We start from the raw sequence: 15,947 nt of genomic DNA on the forward strand, positions 1-15,947 counted from the left end.
CGTTCTTTTTACTAAAAGTAAACGTTCTAGTGTAGATGATTTTTGAGCAATTTGTCTATGTTGGAGGCGGGCAAAAATTTTTACTAATTACCAATGACCATCACGACCTGGGAATTTTAGATTTTAGATTTTAGATTTTAGATTTTAGATTAAAAAAATCTGGTACAGGTCTGTGTCCTCTACTGACGGAAAAATACTCGCTGCGCTGCGTACGCTTCGCTAACGTCAAAATCCAAAATCGGCAATCCAAAATCCCAAATTTATTGCCGTGCTGCTTGCATTTTGAGGACAAATTGCTCAAACAAGTAATCAGCATCGTGTGGTCCAGGACTTGCCTCTGGGTGATACTGAACAGAAAACACAGGTAGGGACTTGTGACGGACTCCAGCTACTGTCAGATCATTGAGGTTCAAATGGCTGACCTCAACTGTGGCTGTGGGTAAGGAGTTTGGGTCAAGGGCAAAACTGTGATTTTGGCTGGTAATTTCCACTCTTGTTTGTAAGCCAGCAGGTTGATTTAAACCCCGATGTCCAAATTTTAGTTTAAATGTCTCTGCTCCAAGAGCATGACCTAAAATTTGGTGTCCCATGCAAATGCCAAACATGGGTTTTTGGCTGTCCAGCAAGGCTCTGGTGGTGTTGATACCTTCTGTGACTGCGGCTGGGTCTCCTGGTCCGTTGGAGAGGAAAATACCATCTGGATTGTATTTGAGAATTTCTTCTGGTTGTGTATCGGCAGGAACAACTATGACGCGACAACCATAACTGGCTAGACGACGCAAGATATTCCGCTTGATGCCAAAGTCTAAAGCGACGACGGTGAAGGTTTCACTAATCTTGGCTACGGCTTCGGGGTTGAATTCCCAAGGGGTGGTTGTGGGTTCAAGCCATTCATAAACGGTGGGTGTGGTGACTTCTTTAACTAGATTTAATCCGGTCATGTTGGGAGCAGCTTGTACCATTTCTAACAATTCTGTTTCGTCGAGAATTGCTGTGGAAATGCCCCCATTCATCGCCCCAAACGTCCGAATTTTCCGGGTGAGGGCGCGGGTATCTATGCCATAGATACCGGGTATTTGGTGCTGTTGCAGGTAGTTGGGGAGGGATTGGGTAGAACGCCAGTTGCTAGGTTTGTGACAGATGTTACGAGCGATCGCTCCCTGAACATGGGGTTGATTTGATTCTTCATCTTCGGGATTAATGCCAGTGTTACCTAATTCTGGATAGGTAAAAATAACGATTTGACCGCAGTAACTAGGATCTGTTAACACTTCTTGATATCCGGTCATGCCAGTGTTAAACACGATTTCGCCAATTGCGGTTCCTGTAGCACCGAAAGACCAACCACGATAAGTAGAGCCGTCTGCTAAGACAAGTAGAGCGGGTATTGCGTCAGATAGGGGCATAGGTAATTGGGGAATGGGGCAAGAAGAGCGTTTTATCTCTTCTATAATTTAAATTTAGTTCTTTATAAGACTACAAAAGGATATTTTCTCATGGTTTATGAAGGTGGAGACTCTATATCCACAATATTCATTTCTATAATTGCCAGTTGCTCTTTTAAATCCTGATCGCTAGGTCTTTTAGGGTATTCTTCGTGGGTATAAACCCATATAGGATAAACAGAGCAAGAAGCTTGATGAACAACATACATAAATCGGCCCCTACGAGAAGCACCTTGAGGTTCCGGCATCAAAAACCGAATTTTTCTAAATTCAACCTTTATCTATCAACTCTTTTGCTTTATTCAGCAAGCCCTATATATGTATATAAAATTACTAGAGATTACCAATCAAAACTTTAATTTTGAAATGATTCAATAGTCAAGCATTTTTCCTTGGGTGGGAGGAGTACACTTGGGAGGAGCAGCCAGGGCGGTTAAAACATTCACTATGCTTCAGTCTTTTTTGTCCCGAACAGCCCTCATTTTTTGTTCCGTTAGTTTAGCGGTTTTGACTGTTGCTTGTGATCAAGATCAGCATTCAAGAACAACTGGTGAATCTCAACAATCTTTGTCAACTGGAAGTTTGGCAGCAATCCGTTCTCCCGGTCAACGTAAACAACTGTTAGCTAGTCCAAAATCAACGCCAGGAGCATCTTCTCCCACCCAATTAAGTGCTTTGGAAATGGCACTAGATCAAGCTGCTGGTGCTAAAAGTATCAGCCAATCCGCTGTATCTGTAGATGATTGGAATTTGGTGGTCAGTCAGTTGCAAGAGGCGATCGCTCTGATGAAGAAAGTTCGGCGCAATAGTGGTAATTTTTCCTTTGCTCAACGCCAAATCGTTGAATATCGTCGTCAAATTGCCTTAGCTCGCCAAAAATCTCGCCCCAGCAATTTAGCATCTGACCGCACCCAACAGCAACCGGTGATAATTGATGTTCCCAAATCACAGACTACTGTGATAGTTCCCCCCAGTCCAACCGTTAAAGCCCTCAAACCATTGTTATCTAAGCCTAGTTTCCCGTCATCAACCATTCTCACCCGCAATAATGAGGTATTTATTGCCCCAATTAAGCGGCGAATTGGTGGTACACCGATTATTGAAGTTACCTTCAATGGTACACAGCGATTTGAGATGATTGTAGATACAGGTGCTAGTGGGACTGTAATTACCCAAAAGATAGCAGCGGCTTTAGGAGTAGTAACAGTAGGAAAAGCTAAAGCTAATACGGCTAGTGCTAAAGCTGTGGAATTTCCCGTTGGCTATCTTGATTCCATGGAAGCCGGGGGGATGAGAGTCAATAAAGTTCCAGTAGCGATCGCTGGGACAGAATTAGAAACAGGACTTTTAGGACATGACTTTTTTGGTAACTACGATGTAACTATCAAACGTAATGTTGTCGAATTTCGTCCCCAAGCCTACTCAGAGGCTAATCCTTCAAAAATTCAATTAAATGTGCCAACTTTGTCCAGGGACTACCGCTTTGTAAAATTTCTTTAGCTAAAGTCACCCCTTGAGCATGATTTAACCAGGGAATTACACCTGCTACTTGCAATGCTAAAGAAGTATTTAGCGCGACTATATCCTGTTGCGCTTGTGTTCCTTTTCCTTGTAAAACGTTTTGGAGAATAACCGCATTTTCTTGAACATTGCCACCTTTGACAGCGGTAATAGGCGCGGGTGTCACACCTACTTCTTCGGGATTAACAATAGATAAGTATACATTACCATCCTTTAAGATTGCCACATCGGTAATATTGCTTAAACCAGCTTCATCTAATTTTTCTCTACCATGGAGAACAATTGCTGTTTGTGTCCCCAAAAGATTTAATGCTTCTGCCATTGTCTCTATCAGTTTACGATCAAATACACCAATTACCTGACCAGTGGGATTCAGGGGATTTACCAAAGGACCGAGTAAATTAAACACTGTCCGCACTTTGAGATTTCGCCGTAATGGCGCAACAGATTTAAGCGCGGGATGCCAACCAGGGGCAAATAAAAATGTAATTCCTACCTCTTGGACTGCGGCTTGGACTTTTTCACTGGCCGCAGTCAAATTAACTCCCAATGCTTCTAAAACATCAGCGCTTCCCGTGAGACTGGAGGCAGAACGACTACCATGTTTAGCTACAGGTACACCAGCAGCAGCCACCACAAAGGCTACAGCGGTAGAAATATTAAAGGTTGATGCTCCATCACCACCTGTACCACAAGTATCAATTAACCGTAGGGTTTCCCCGCCCTTGTTTATGGGTAGAGAAGACAGAGATTTTAATACTTGTGCCATTCCCGCCAATTCTTCAGCACAAATGCCTTTGAAGTTCAAAGCCATTAAAATTGCCCCTGACAGTTCTGGGGGAATCGTTTCATTGATCCATCCTTGCATCAATTCGGCTGCTTGGATGCGGGTTAATGATTGCTTTTCTAATAATTGTTTGAGTAAGTTAGACCAGGTGGTAGAATCCATTTTTGGGTTTTTGATAACACTGGATTAAAGAATAACATTAAATCAGATCCCCGACTTCTTAAAGAAGTCGGGGATCTAGAAATTACTAATAAATAGTTCTTTTCCTTTTTCGGCTGTTTTTTGTTTATAGTTGTTCATGCCATATTGTAATTCCCAACTAATAATATTTGCCCATTCAAAGTTTTCTCTAATTTCCGGGGAATCATCATAAGTAATTAACCAATTATGGGGACATTGTTTTAATATTTCTGCAAATTTTTGATGATTAAATCCTGTGTGCAAATCTCCTTTTTTACCATATAATTTAGATTTTTCAGCTTTGAAGTATGGAGGATCTAAAAATATAAATACATTTTCTCCTGGTTCATTAATAAGATGGCTGTAATCTAAGTTAGTAATTTTGATATCTTCTGTTAGTATGGTTTCTAATTTTTCCAGTCTATCTATGGATGAAATTGTAAATCTTTTATGAAAAGATTCTAGGGAAAATCCACCTGATTCTATTGTTCCTGAAAATGTAATTCTGTTGAGAACAAAAAAGCGCACTGCTCTTTCTAATTCTGATAAGGTGTTAACATCAATATTAGCTAATTCGGTAAAGAGTAATTTTCCGTCTTGGGAATTTTCTTTAATTTGACGAACTTCGGAAACTAATTTTGATAAATCAGATTGTGCAAAATACCAAAATAGAAATAATTCTGGGTTTAAATCGTTAATAGCAATCTTTAAATCTGGGAATGTTTGTTTCAGGTGAATAAAGACAGAACCACCACCAACAAAGGGTTCTCGGAATTCGGAAAACTTTTTTGGTAGATATTGAGATATTTGCTTTATTGCTCTTGATTTACCACCGGGATAACGGAGAGGACTTTTGATATTCATTTTATTCTTAGAGGTTGTTTGAAAACTTTTTCGTGTGGTATCTAACACCCGCAGATCCCCCTAAATCCCCCTTAAAAAGGGGGACTTTGAGGAATTTAGCCCCCCTTTTTAAGGGGGGTTGGGGGGATCTCGATTAATTCTGATACTTTTCAAACATCCTCTTAGTTACAGAAATGATAATATAAGTTTTATCTTTTAATATCTACAGCAAAATTAGCCCTCTTAAAAACTTAACAAATCAGATTATGACTCGTTCTGCACCTTATCAACCCTTGATATTCCGAATCCTACATGGTGTAACTGGAATTTTAGTAATTGGGGCAATCATTAGCGGATTCTTAGTTTACAATACTTTTGATAAAAGATTTGGATATATCCCAATTCCCAAAATCAATCCCATACAGGATATTCACGGGACATTTGGGGTATTTTTCTTGATTTTACTGCCATTTTTTGCTGTTTATAGTTTTCATGCTGGGAAAAAACGGCTATTACAACCAGACTCTATCCAAAAACTTACTCAATTTGGTAAACCAATTTGGTGGGTAAGTTTGCAACGTTTAGTAAATACTAAAATGTTGTTTGCTGCTGTTTTAGCAGTAATATCTGGCAGAATGATGAAAGAAGAATGGCTACCTACAGGAGAATTTGATCATATTTGGTATTATGTTCACTTGATAGCTTGGCTAATCATGATTTGTTTTTTAGCAATTCATGTTTTAATGTCGGCTAAAGTTGGTGGTGTGCCATTATTACTATCAATATTGTCTTGGAAAGTCCGTGCAGAAGATAATCCTCTTAGCTGGTATAGTCGTTTATGTGGTTGGTTAAGTAATTTTTACGATAATATTCAGGGAGAAATTAATCAATTTATGGCGGGTAGTTTATTGTTGAAAATAATTGAGGTAATTGTATTAGCTGGAATTATTGCTGCATTTATTTTACCTTTATTTCTTTCTGAGAATCAATCATAAATTTAAAAATAAAATAGCTATAGGCTCTATATATATTAGCCCAAAACTTTTAAAACAGCCTCTAAAGCGGCACTAAAAAATTTAACTTTTGAGAAAACAAAAAAATATCTAGCACTTATCTTAATGTCCGAAATATTACCCTTCCTGGATAATTTTGCTGATTAATTTTGGCAAACACTCGCAAACAAGTTAATACTTCTCCGGGATTACCACCACAATCTAATTGCAAGTCATCTTTAGAAAATTCACAAACATCAGCATACAGTCCTGATAACTGTTTAAGTCGGACTTTATTCCCTGCTTTGACAGCTTTGTCAGCAGCTTTTCTCAGCATAATACGAGATTCTTTTTGTAATTTTCCCCACCAAGAATAACGTTCAGCAGGGGGGATAAATACTAGAGAATGGATGGCTTCATCCATGTCAATCCAAGCACATAAGTTAACAATTACATCAGTATTTTCCTCGGATTTTTGAGTTCGGTGAAAGCGATCGCTTAATGCATCAATATATTGATGACGTTGTTCTAATTTGGAATATAAAGAAACAATATCAAAGCTAAAAACACTTTTTAAAGCATGATGTAGATCTGGATCTATTTCCATAAATTTAATATATAAAAGTAAAAAGCCGGCGATTAAATGTAGGTTTTCTGATAAATTATTTTGGGCAATTTCTGAATTTACCAGGGCTTTTTGAGATAAACATAGTCCTTTTGCTTTAACTGTACCACTCAACCCCGGATAAATAATTTCATCCCGCACAAATGGTAATTTATCCAGATTTCTATTATCTACAACTGCGCCTACTTCCTCTGCCAATTTTAAAGCCTTTTGTCGCCAAGATGTAGCTAAATCTTCGGGAACGCGTAATAATTTCCTCTGAATTTCATTCCATATTTCCGCATCAGTTTGACTTTGGATATGAGAATTACCTAAATAACAATTTAATTCAGAATCGCAATTAAAAGCTTCTTTTAATTTTAATAATTTTAATTCATTTGTTAATTTAGGTTGTTTTAGATCCCCGACTTCCTGAAGAAGTCGGGGATCTGGGGATGGTGGTTGTAATATTTGATCAAGTTCTTGTAGAAGTTCTGCACATAAATTAAATCCAGGATCAAATGGGTATTCTTGATTGGCTTTTGTTAAAGTTGCAGCTAATCCATATAAATTAAATCGTAATATTTTAGCTAATTCTGAGTTTTCTATGGTTAGTAATTTATGTAAGTGCTGCATGATTTTGTGAGGATGAAAATAGAAAAAAGTAGGTTGGATTAAGCGACAGCGCAACTCAACACAAGAATTAATAATGTTGGGTTTCCTTCCGTCAACCCAACTTACGGAATTAAAGCTAATGAATACCAGAAAATGGATCACGTTCTTTATCAACTTCATTGGGTTGTAATTCCAATTCTGCTTGATAAACACATCCTTCCTCTTGCAGACATTCTTGATTATTAGATTTCCAATAAGGAACTGCACCAGCGTGCATTCTTAATATTCCTGTATTATCAAGAGTTACATGATATTGACAAGGATAATCTGTGATAATATCCGGTCTGCTGAGTGTACCAATCCGAATCCATTTTTTAGTATTGGTTTCATTATCAGTTTGATAAATATAGAAGGTATGTTGACCACTTTGGGGAAATGGTGGCAATGATTTACTAATTAATCCTGTTCCTGGTTGCTTCACACCATCCTGTAAATAATGAAATGTTTCTATTAATTTACTATCATCATTATTATCAACTGCAAATACTAAATGATAAGCATGAGGTTGATCAACTGTTGCTGACTCTAAAACATTCACAGCAATATCACCATCATTTAAGTTGTGTTGATGGTTTTCTATAGCAATATTCCATTTTAAATTGCCATCAGTAAACAAGGTATTTTCAGCAGATTTAGATACAACTAAATTCACATCAATACCAGTTACATCTATTAAATAATGGGGATTACCTCGACATAGTAAAACACTAAATTGTAAAGCTTGATCAATCTCAAATTGAACCTTAATTTTTTTGAGAAATTCCTGTTCTTCCATGCCCAATTTATCCATCAAGATTTTACCATCAAAACTCCCCCACAGGCGAAAAGTACCGTTTTCGTAATCTTGACGATGGATAATATTAGTTAATTGTATTCCCTGCCAAGGTGTCCGCACTTTAGCCACAGTATCCCAAGGTGCAAGTTGATATAATTCTTGTCCTGCATTAAAAATGGCTAAGGGTTCGTTACTTTGGGTTTTGCGTTTGAAGTTACAAGGAAGATAATAAAACAGGTTTTTGACATCAATTTCTAATTGATTTGCACCTTTGCGTAACAGATTTTTAGATTCTTCCGGATCAAATCGAAAGCGACGCAGTTTTTCAGCATAACAAGCACCTGCGGAAGTAGCAAGTTTGGTAAATTCTAAAACAAAAGTAATTCGTTCTGGATTCCAAACAAAATAGGGTGATTGACTAAATTCTTCGTAAATTTGTTGTTGAACAAGATCAAGACTACAAGTTTTGCCAGAAAGAATTAACCAATCTACTTTTTGATTAGGTTCTGAACTTAGACGGCTTTCCATTAAGCCTTTAGCAATACCAATTGCTTCTTTAATAGAAGACATAGCAGCCCGGTCAAATTGCTCATTATCTAAGGTTATAGAAATAGATTCAGAACTTCTCACTTGAAATTTAACAGAACTTTGGGACAGCAGTTCGCCAATTTGTTGTTCGTTTAAAGTGAAGGTTAATAAAGAACCATCTGTGGGTGGTTTTTGTCCTAATTTGAGTTTAGCGGCTTCAGCATGATCCCACAATGTGTAAAAGGTTTGCAGGCGTTGGGTTGCTTGTTGCCAACGGGTTGGTAATACTTTTTCGGCCGTATCTAGGGCATCTTTAAAGGCAACATCACCTTCGGGATTTTCTTTATCTATACATTTTAACAAACTACCAGTTTTAAATTTCCCATCTTCTAAAAAACGGTCATTTAATTCAGAGTTAATTAAGTCTTCTAACTTGTCGCTTTCGATGTCACCTGTAGTTACTGCGGTGAGGAGAAAATCAGAAATAGCAACTTTCAAAAGGCGGAAAATTCGTAAAGTAATTAATTCTCCACCTAATTGTAAATGTCCAGAAGAACCTAATAGCTTGGGAGTAAGTTTATAGTAACGTCCTCCTAGTCCTCTATCTTCATTGTCTGCAAAGAAAGGAGTCTTATCTTCTAGGGTGAGTTCAATTAAAGCTAAGTCAGTTGTGCCTCCACCAATATCTAAAACAAGGACATTTTGTGACCATTTGTTCCCATTTTGATGACAGCGAGTTTTAAAAGATTCAATACCGATATTGAGATTACCGCCAAATTCTCGCCAAAGGAAAAATATCGCTACAGAAACAGCTTCGTCATAGGCTGTTTGCACATCATCAATTCCTAATTCCTGGACTAATTTCTTAATTTCTTTTCTCACTACAGGAGGGGCAACAGTGGGATAGGTAACAACTGCTGTGAGAAAATCGCCTTCAGAAAATCTGCGTCTACCCCGTTGACGATAATCTTCTGTTAATTCAATTAATTGCGCCCAAGCTGCTTGAATTAGGCTATTAACTTGAATGTTTTCTTCATCTTCTTCTAAGATAATGGGGAAAGAGCGATTTTGTCCAAAATAGCGTTTGGGTGAATGGTGAAATCTGCTAATAATTTCTTTGACAGAAACAGTTGTTCCTTGGGCTATGGCTTTTTTTCTATTATCTCTGGCATCTCTACCCATGCGGAGTTTTAATGGGATTAATTGCGATACTTCCATTTCGCTGGGAATTTCTGTACTGCGTCTGTCAATATCTAAAACTACGGGAATTAAATTTTGTGATTCTAATGTGGGAACGCGAAACACTTCATGATATATAGCATAAAGTTTTTTGCTAACAGCCCGCCGAAATCTATCACTTGTTCCTAAACATAATTCAATTTGCCGAATTGCTTCTAAAAATAATTCTTTGTTATCACTTTCAAAAATTTCACTTAATTGTTCTGATTCTATTTCTAAGTTTTTGCTAATATCAGCCAGAAATTTTTCCCACTCACTACCACTAACATCTGGTAAGGCTAAATCTGGGACTGAATTGAACCATTCAGCCATGCGTTCTCTTAATCTCAATTCTTGTTCTCTGGGTAAAACTTCGGCAATGGGGACTTCAATGGGATCAAAAAGTGTCACTGTAGAGTTAGAAGTACCAAAATCTAAAGCTAACCAACCAGGAAATCTTTTTCTTTGTTTTTCGTTGAGTTTTTCACTGAGTTGTTGACTTAAATTATGCAGATAGGTGTCAAATCGTGAACTTTCCATAGTTGTATGATTTTTTGTAGATGACTTTGATGGTTTTTCTAAATTAGGTATAAACCAAAGATCACATTCAGCACATACATGATTAGATATAGACAAATTTGGCTTTCCCACAGCGTCAGAGTCAAAATATTCGACAATTACTTTTAAAGTACAATCAACTATTGTAATTAAAGGTGAATCTAACTGACAGGGATTTTGTCCTAATTGACAAATAGTAGAAATTTTTTTGGGTGTGGCTGAGTCAAGTTGTCTATAACTGCTTTGAATTTGTGCTGATAATTGATATGGTGTACCTCTAACTATGCAGGTAATCCGAGAAATATGGGGAATGTTGCTGTTAATAGGGACAATTTGAATGGTGGGTAGATGCAACTGTGTGTTTTCTTTCATACCTAATTTAAAGCTAGGTAAAAGCTGAATTTCCACAGGCATTTTTGATGTTCCTTTTTTTGTTGATTAATAATTCATTGATAGTGCATTTCCCTAATATTTATTTATGGAGTTGATTCAAAATTGTTTGATAACTAAATGTTTTCTCTCTTCCTGGAAAAATATGGATTAAATGAACCACGTATCCCTGACGGGACCGGAGGGATATAGGGACGAAGGACACGAAGGAAGAAAGAAGAAGGAAGAAACTACCAATTAAATATGGCTGAATAGTTCGGCTTCATTAATTGTGGCAATATCGGTTAAAATTTCTAACCAAGCAGGAATGGCTAGTTCAGCTTGTGAATCTCTAGCAGCAATATATCTGAGTAGTGTTTCTTTTTTTGCAAGGTTTTGTAAACTGGGAATTATTTGATCTAAAATTCCATTGATTTCTATATTTACTTGCTGATTGCTTTCATTTACATACTGGACAAGGTGAAGACTAGCACTAGCGGTAATTTCATCTCGCAGTCGGAGGACGAAAAGTTGATGATTCACACTTCTAGATGGGTTTTGATTTCTTTCGGGAGACCAATCAAAAATTTGCCCTACACTATGTTTTTCATCTTGTTTAGCTAAGGGAAAAATACCTTCTGGTTTGATACTTTGATCATGGTTATTGATTTCGGCAATTATGGCTTCTTTCCACTGACGAGGATCACATCCTAATAACAGTTTATAAAATAAGTCGGCTTCTTCAAGTCCAAATTTTTCTTCAATTTCTTGTTCCATTTCTGGCTGAAGAATGGCTTGCAGTTTTTCCCGTTCTAAGGTGATTTGATGTGCCATTGAGCTTAATAAGTCTATCACGGCTTGACGAATGCGATCGCTGGCAAAGGTTTCCAATTCTTTGACTGTTTTCTCAAAGGCTGGATAAAAGTCATCACTCTTAGTTGGTAGAGCGGTATTTACCCGATTTCCTCTATCAAATAATTTCCCGGCTGCACCTTTAAATTCTGCTAAGGTAATTGTGCCATTTTGGACTTTATTAAATAGTAATGTCCATTGACTCCAATTCAAAATTCTCAATGTTAGTTCATCTTTAATGACATCACTAACTACAATTCCTCTCCGATCTTTTAGTTGTTCTTTCCCTAAACCTTTTTGGAAGTTTCTGTAGATTTTATCTAAACTTTCTATGGCTAATCTCAATTCCATTAACGCCGGAGTATCAACTGTGGGTATGCCTTGTTCATGAATTTCGGCAATAATCTCGTTGAGATATTCTTGTTGTTGACGAATAACATCAGCAGCCCGACGGCTATCTTCATACAATTGCTTTAAGCCGTGATTAGCAACATGAGTTTGAATCAATTCTCTTAATTTACTAATACCGCCATCTTGAGCAAAATAACCTAATTGTTTTCCTAACTGATTCCGTCCATCTACTGATAATAAACCCTCGCTTAAATCACCCCATTTCTGTTGTAGTTTTTTTGGTCTTTCTAGATAATCAGGATAATCTAAATTGGCGAGAAATTCCTCAGAACCAGCTTTCACTTGACTAGAACGTTTAGCTAATTCAGCTAATCCTAACAGAGGTGATAATAAAACAATTCTGTCTTTTTGAGAAGTGAATGCTTCAGCCCCATCAATAATGGTTTTGAGAACTTTCAATTTTTGGAAAACTATATTTGTTTGTAAAGGTTGAAAATTAGATTGATTATTAATTAATAAATCTAGTTCCCTTTCCCCACCTTCACTTTCTAAAGGTAGTTGATCAAAACGTCCCACACCTACGAGAATTAAATCTTTTAGGTCTTGTCCGGGGCGTTGTTGCTGCATCATTGTGAAAATTTTATTGGCGCGATCGCTCCCTGGCGATTTACCATTAAGTAAGACTAGAATTGTCTGTACCTGTGTCAATTCTCGCAATGATAAAAATGTATCTCTAGTTCCAGAATTAGCCGCACCCAAACCGGGAAAATCTAACAGGACAAATTCTTCTGCACCTGTCACATCCCATATTTCTCTTGATATTTTTACTTCAATATCAACGCGACGAATCAAGAGAAAACTAGTTTGTAATAATTGCGTCCCTAATCTTTGTGGCGCGTTTGGTAAGCGAATAGGTGCTGCTGGTAAATCTTCAAATTTGAGAGATTGAATCGCCATTGGCATTTCTGCCAGTTGTAAACCTTCACGGGCGGTAATAGCATCAATTTGGTAAAAGCGACCGCATAAAGCCTCACCATAAGCCTGATAAGCCCGCAAAAATGACAACAACTCCCGCACCAAATAACGCAACTCTAAATTATTTGAGCTTTTCCAAACTTCCTCACACCAAATACTGATATCTTTACCAGTTTTAATTTTTGCAACTTGTAAAGGTGTCACCCCAGCAGACGTAGCGCGACGGTTTGCTTCTTTCAGCATGAAGTGTAAGCACTCATTCACCCCTTCATGGGATAAATATTCCACCGTATAATTATCTACTTGGGTAGTTGCAAAACCATCTTGGGGTTTAATATGAATAGCTGTGACGTTACCAGTTGTCGGATTTTCACTCACTGGTAAAGCGTCCGCATAACCAATCAGACTTCCTAGCAACAAACTTTTACCGCTGCTAAATTCCCCCATTACGCCGATTTTCACCGGTGAGGTTGCCAGTTTTATCGTGTTTTCAGCCGCTGCTCGTAACCGCAACAAACAATCATCCAGACTAGTGGGAACCCAATCTTCCTCCTGGGAAGGGCGTTGGGGTACTGAGTCAATTTTGCGGAGGATAAATTCACCGTACTCTTTCAATCGCGCCAGCTTATCTGGTTCCATAGAGTAGTCTTTCGTTTGAGTTCATTTTCACAACTGGGTTATAACACAAAACCCAAAACCACCACCATTGTTGCCACAGGAAAGGGGCAATATTGCGAACTGTAGGGGCGTATTGCAATACGCCCCTACTACTGCAATACGTTCCTACAGCAATACGCCCCTACTGGGTCATAACACAAAACCCAAAACCACCACCATTATTGCAACTAAGTAATCAATACCTTCCCAATCACCAATTACCGATTACCAATTTTTAATTCTGCCCCATAGTCAGCTTGACAATGATATTGTGCCAATTCTCTCCAGTTGAGTACGGCTTCTAATAAGTCTTGATAGCCCAGAGTGTTGGGGTGCAGTCCGTCGCTGGTAATGCGTTCACTTCTCCAAGCTTGACTACGTTGCATCCATTGATCAAAAATATCTAAGTAGGGAATTTGTCTTTGTTCACAAGCTTGGCGTGTTGCTTCTTTATAGCGATATTGGTCGGCGTGATTGTAAAATAGACAGTCAAGGAAAGGCATTTTGGTTTCGTCTACGGGAACCATCCCCACAAATAGCACAGGACAAAGTTGTTTGGCTTGATCTAGTAATGTGGCGATTTCTAGTTCAAACTGACTAAAATCTGTGTAATTTTTGCCGTTGGGACTTCTTAATCGAGGTGTATCATTGACACCGACAGATAAAATAATTAAGTCAGGGACACGATTACGGATTTCTCCTCGGTGACGAAATTCTGCTTCTAAACGGTGGGCAACTTGCTGTGTGCGATCGCCCCTAACCCCCAAATTATAAAGCACATGACCCACACTGTCCGGTAACATCCACCACCGTCGCAGTTGTTCTACCCAACCGCCTTTCTCTGGGTCGCCGTATCCATATACTAAGCTATCTCCCAAGGCAACAATTTTTAAAGGTTGACAAAGTTTTGGCGATACAGATAATTGCATTGAGATAGAAGTCTGGAAACTTGGCATTTTCAACAGCAATATAATGGATATTTGGAAAAGATACTCTATATTTTTACACTATTATCTGGTGTATTTATGATCTTTTTACAGAATGATTGGTAACACACTATAGCTACCAAAGATTTTCAAGATTTCTGTATAATTTTGTAATTCCTCTAAAGCAGATTTCATCATCTGTGCATTCACATCTGCTTCTATGTCCAAATAAAATAAATATTCTCCTAAAGAACGTTTTGTGGGACGCGATTCAATTCGACTCAGGTTAATACCCAGACAAGCAAACACTGACAACGCTTTCATTAATGCCCCTGGTATATTAGCTGGTACACTGAAGGCTAGAGATGTATGAGTACAATCAATAGTATTATTTTCCTCCGTGCTAACTACCCAAAACCGAGTGCAGTTTTCTGGATAATCATTAATTTCCCTAGCGAGAATAGGTAAATTATACAGTTGTGCAGCTCTGCTAGATGATATAGCTGCTGTTGTTACTTCCTCTTCTAATCCTTGTAGTGCTTCAGTAGTAGAATTACTCGGAATTAAATTGACATTTGGTAAAAACTGTGATAACCATCCCTGGCATTGAGCTAGGGCCTGAGGATGTGAATATACAGTTTTAATAGAGTCTAAACTAGTTGCAAAGGAAATTAATGTATGTTGAATTGGTAGAACTAAAGCTAATTGAATTTTTAAACTATCTAATTGCCATAAGCTATCTAGTGTCATGTTGACACTGCCTTCAATAGAATTTTCCACAGGAACAACAGCTATTTCTGCTTTTTTGTCTGTTATGGCTTGTAGTGATTGAGCAATTGTCGAATATGGACATAGTTCAAAACTTTTTTGAGAAGTAATGCCCTGGTGGGTGTTTAACCAGTTGAGATAAAAAAAAGCCGCTTGTTCGGCATAAGTTCCCGGTGGACCTAAATGAGCAATTTTCAGATTCATGCGTTTAAATTTGATGAGTTTGATGAATAATAAAATAAGAGTTTGATTTTTGGCAATTTAAATTGTTAAAAAATATTACAATAAAAAAACAAATGGTTTAATTTGCTCATGGCTACTAAGTTTATTGCCTCTCAATCGGTGGAAATTTCCGTTCCTCAGCAATCTATTCCCATTCAACACTACCTACGTCAGCCTCAACGTTTGGTAAATGCCCTAGTTGATAATACAAGAATTCAACAACTTTCTGATGAAGTATTTCGGTTAAAAATGCGTCCTCTGTCTTTTATGTCACTGAGTATTCAACCAACTGTAGACATGAGAGTTTGGGCAGATACTAGTGGGACAATTTATTTGCGATCGCTCGGCTGTGAAATCCTGGGTTTTGAGTATATTAACCAAAGGTTTGCTCTCAATTTAAAAGGCTATTTGTCACCAGTAGAACTCAATAGTGAAACTCACCTCCAAGGAAAAGCTGATTTAGAAGTTTTGGTAGACATACCGCAACCATTTTCCTTTACACCCAAATCAATTTTAGAAACTACAGGTAATGGATTACTCAAAAGTGTGTTGTTAACAATTAAGCAAAGATTGTTACACCACCTTCTAGAAGATTATCGGCATTGGGGTATCCAAGAAGCTAGTAACACGGAGATTGATCATAACATTCCTGATAGCGCAAGCCATATTACAAATCTTGAATTTTGAGTAAGTGGTCATTG

At 37.8% G+C, this 15,947-nt stretch carries 11 protein-coding genes and 1 pseudogene; 3 read left to right on the forward strand and 9 right to left on the reverse strand.

All coding sequences use genetic code 11. The annotated features are described in order from the left end of the window. Positions 1-260 precede the first annotated feature (260 nt). Complete coding sequence (carA, locus tag EZY12_03540) at positions 261-1,406, reverse strand: glutamine-hydrolyzing carbamoyl-phosphate synthase small subunit (GenBank protein QSX68776.1); 1,146 nt, start codon at positions 1,404-1,406, stop codon at positions 261-263. Between the two features lie 95 nt (positions 1,407-1,501). Then, a pseudogene (locus EZY12_03545) lies at positions 1,502-1,717 on the reverse strand (hypothetical protein). 175 nt (positions 1,718-1,892) lie between these two features. Here EZY12_03545 and EZY12_03550 point away from each other — a divergent pair. Beyond that, positions 1,893-2,945 (forward strand): retroviral-like aspartic protease family protein, encoded by a 1,053-nt coding sequence (locus EZY12_03550; protein ID QSX68777.1) that lies wholly within the window; start codon positions 1,893-1,895, stop codon positions 2,943-2,945. On the opposite strand, the gene trpD is transcribed toward EZY12_03550, so the two are convergent. Both trpD and EZY12_03560 read right to left on the reverse strand, forming a co-directional pair. After that, complete coding sequence (trpD, locus tag EZY12_03555) at positions 2,875-3,915, reverse strand: anthranilate phosphoribosyltransferase (GenBank protein ID QSX68778.1); 1,041 nt, start codon at positions 3,913-3,915, stop codon at positions 2,875-2,877. The genes EZY12_03550 and trpD overlap by 71 nt on opposite strands. A gap of 75 nt (positions 3,916-3,990) precedes the next feature. Then, a complete protein-coding gene (locus tag EZY12_03560) occupies positions 3,991-4,797 on the reverse strand; it encodes a DNA adenine methylase (protein QSX68779.1) in 807 nt (268 codons plus the stop codon). A gap of 245 nt (positions 4,798-5,042) precedes the next feature. Between EZY12_03560 and EZY12_03565 the strand changes: the two genes are divergently transcribed. After that, positions 5,043-5,771, forward strand: coding sequence for a cytochrome b/b6 domain-containing protein (locus EZY12_03565; protein ID QSX68780.1), 729 nt, complete (start codon positions 5,043-5,045; stop codon positions 5,769-5,771). A gap of 115 nt (positions 5,772-5,886) precedes the next feature. On the opposite strand, the gene EZY12_03570 is transcribed toward EZY12_03565, so the two are convergent. The 5 genes from EZY12_03570 to pheA all read right to left on the reverse strand — a co-directional run bounded on the left by EZY12_03570 (position 5,887) and on the right by pheA (position 15,228). Continuing rightward, positions 5,887-7,008: a hypothetical protein gene (locus tag EZY12_03570; protein ID QSX68781.1), complete on the reverse strand. Its 1,122-nt coding sequence runs from the start codon at positions 7,006-7,008 to the stop codon at positions 5,887-5,889. Positions 7,009-7,123: 115 nt separating this feature from the next. Further along, positions 7,124-10,540, reverse strand: a complete 3,417-nt coding sequence (locus tag EZY12_03575) for a virulence factor SrfB (GenBank protein QSX68782.1) — start codon at positions 10,538-10,540, stop codon at positions 7,124-7,126. A 213-nt stretch (positions 10,541-10,753) separates the two neighbouring features. Beyond that, entirely contained in the window at positions 10,754-13,312 is a 2,559-nt protein-coding gene (locus tag EZY12_03580; GenBank protein QSX68783.1) for a dynamin family protein, read from the reverse strand. A gap of 236 nt (positions 13,313-13,548) precedes the next feature. Beyond that, the gene (locus tag EZY12_03585) at positions 13,549-14,286 is read right to left on the reverse strand and encodes a G-D-S-L family lipolytic protein (GenBank protein QSX68784.1); all 738 of its coding nucleotides are present in this window, start codon (positions 14,284-14,286) and stop codon (positions 13,549-13,551) included. Between the two features lie 78 nt (positions 14,287-14,364). Beyond that, complete coding sequence (gene pheA / locus EZY12_03590) at positions 14,365-15,228, reverse strand: prephenate dehydratase (protein QSX68785.1); 864 nt, start codon at positions 15,226-15,228, stop codon at positions 14,365-14,367. Between the two features lie 108 nt (positions 15,229-15,336). On the opposite strand from pheA, the gene EZY12_03595 reads away from it, so the two are divergent. Beyond that, a complete protein-coding gene (locus EZY12_03595) occupies positions 15,337-15,933 on the forward strand; it encodes a DUF1997 domain-containing protein (protein ID QSX68786.1) in 597 nt (198 codons plus the stop codon). Positions 15,934-15,947 lie beyond the last annotated feature (14 nt).

The organism is Dolichospermum sp. DET69, from assembly GCA_017355425.1.
Taxonomy (GTDB): Bacteria; Cyanobacteriota; Cyanobacteriia; order Cyanobacteriales; family Nostocaceae; genus Dolichospermum.

Bases quoted from the DNA above. Each gene is read 5' to 3' on its own strand.
- EZY12_03570 (QSX68781.1), bottom strand. From the start codon at position 7,008: ATGCAGCACTTACATAAATTACTAACCATAGAAAACTCAGAATTAGCT.
- trpD (QSX68778.1), bottom strand. From the start codon at position 3,915: ATGGATTCTACCACCTGGTCTAACTTACTCAAACAATTATTAGAAAAG.
- EZY12_03560 (QSX68779.1), bottom strand. From the start codon at position 4,797: ATGAATATCAAAAGTCCTCTCCGTTATCCCGGTGGTAAATCAAGAGCA.
- EZY12_03585 (QSX68784.1), bottom strand. From the start codon at position 14,286: ATGCCAAGTTTCCAGACTTCTATCTCAATGCAATTATCTGTATCGCCA.
- carA (QSX68776.1), bottom strand. From the start codon at position 1,406: ATGCCCCTATCTGACGCAATACCCGCTCTACTTGTCTTAGCAGACGGC.
- EZY12_03550 (QSX68777.1), top strand. From the start codon at position 1,893: ATGCTTCAGTCTTTTTTGTCCCGAACAGCCCTCATTTTTTGTTCCGTT.
- EZY12_03580 (QSX68783.1), bottom strand. From the start codon at position 13,312: ATGGAACCAGATAAGCTGGCGCGATTGAAAGAGTACGGTGAATTTATC.
- EZY12_03575 (QSX68782.1), bottom strand. From the start codon at position 10,540: ATGCCTGTGGAAATTCAGCTTTTACCTAGCTTTAAATTAGGTATGAAA.
- EZY12_03595 (QSX68786.1), top strand. From the start codon at position 15,337: ATGGCTACTAAGTTTATTGCCTCTCAATCGGTGGAAATTTCCGTTCCT.
- pheA (QSX68785.1), bottom strand. From the start codon at position 15,228: ATGAATCTGAAAATTGCTCATTTAGGTCCACCGGGAACTTATGCCGAA.
- EZY12_03565 (QSX68780.1), top strand. From the start codon at position 5,043: ATGACTCGTTCTGCACCTTATCAACCCTTGATATTCCGAATCCTACAT.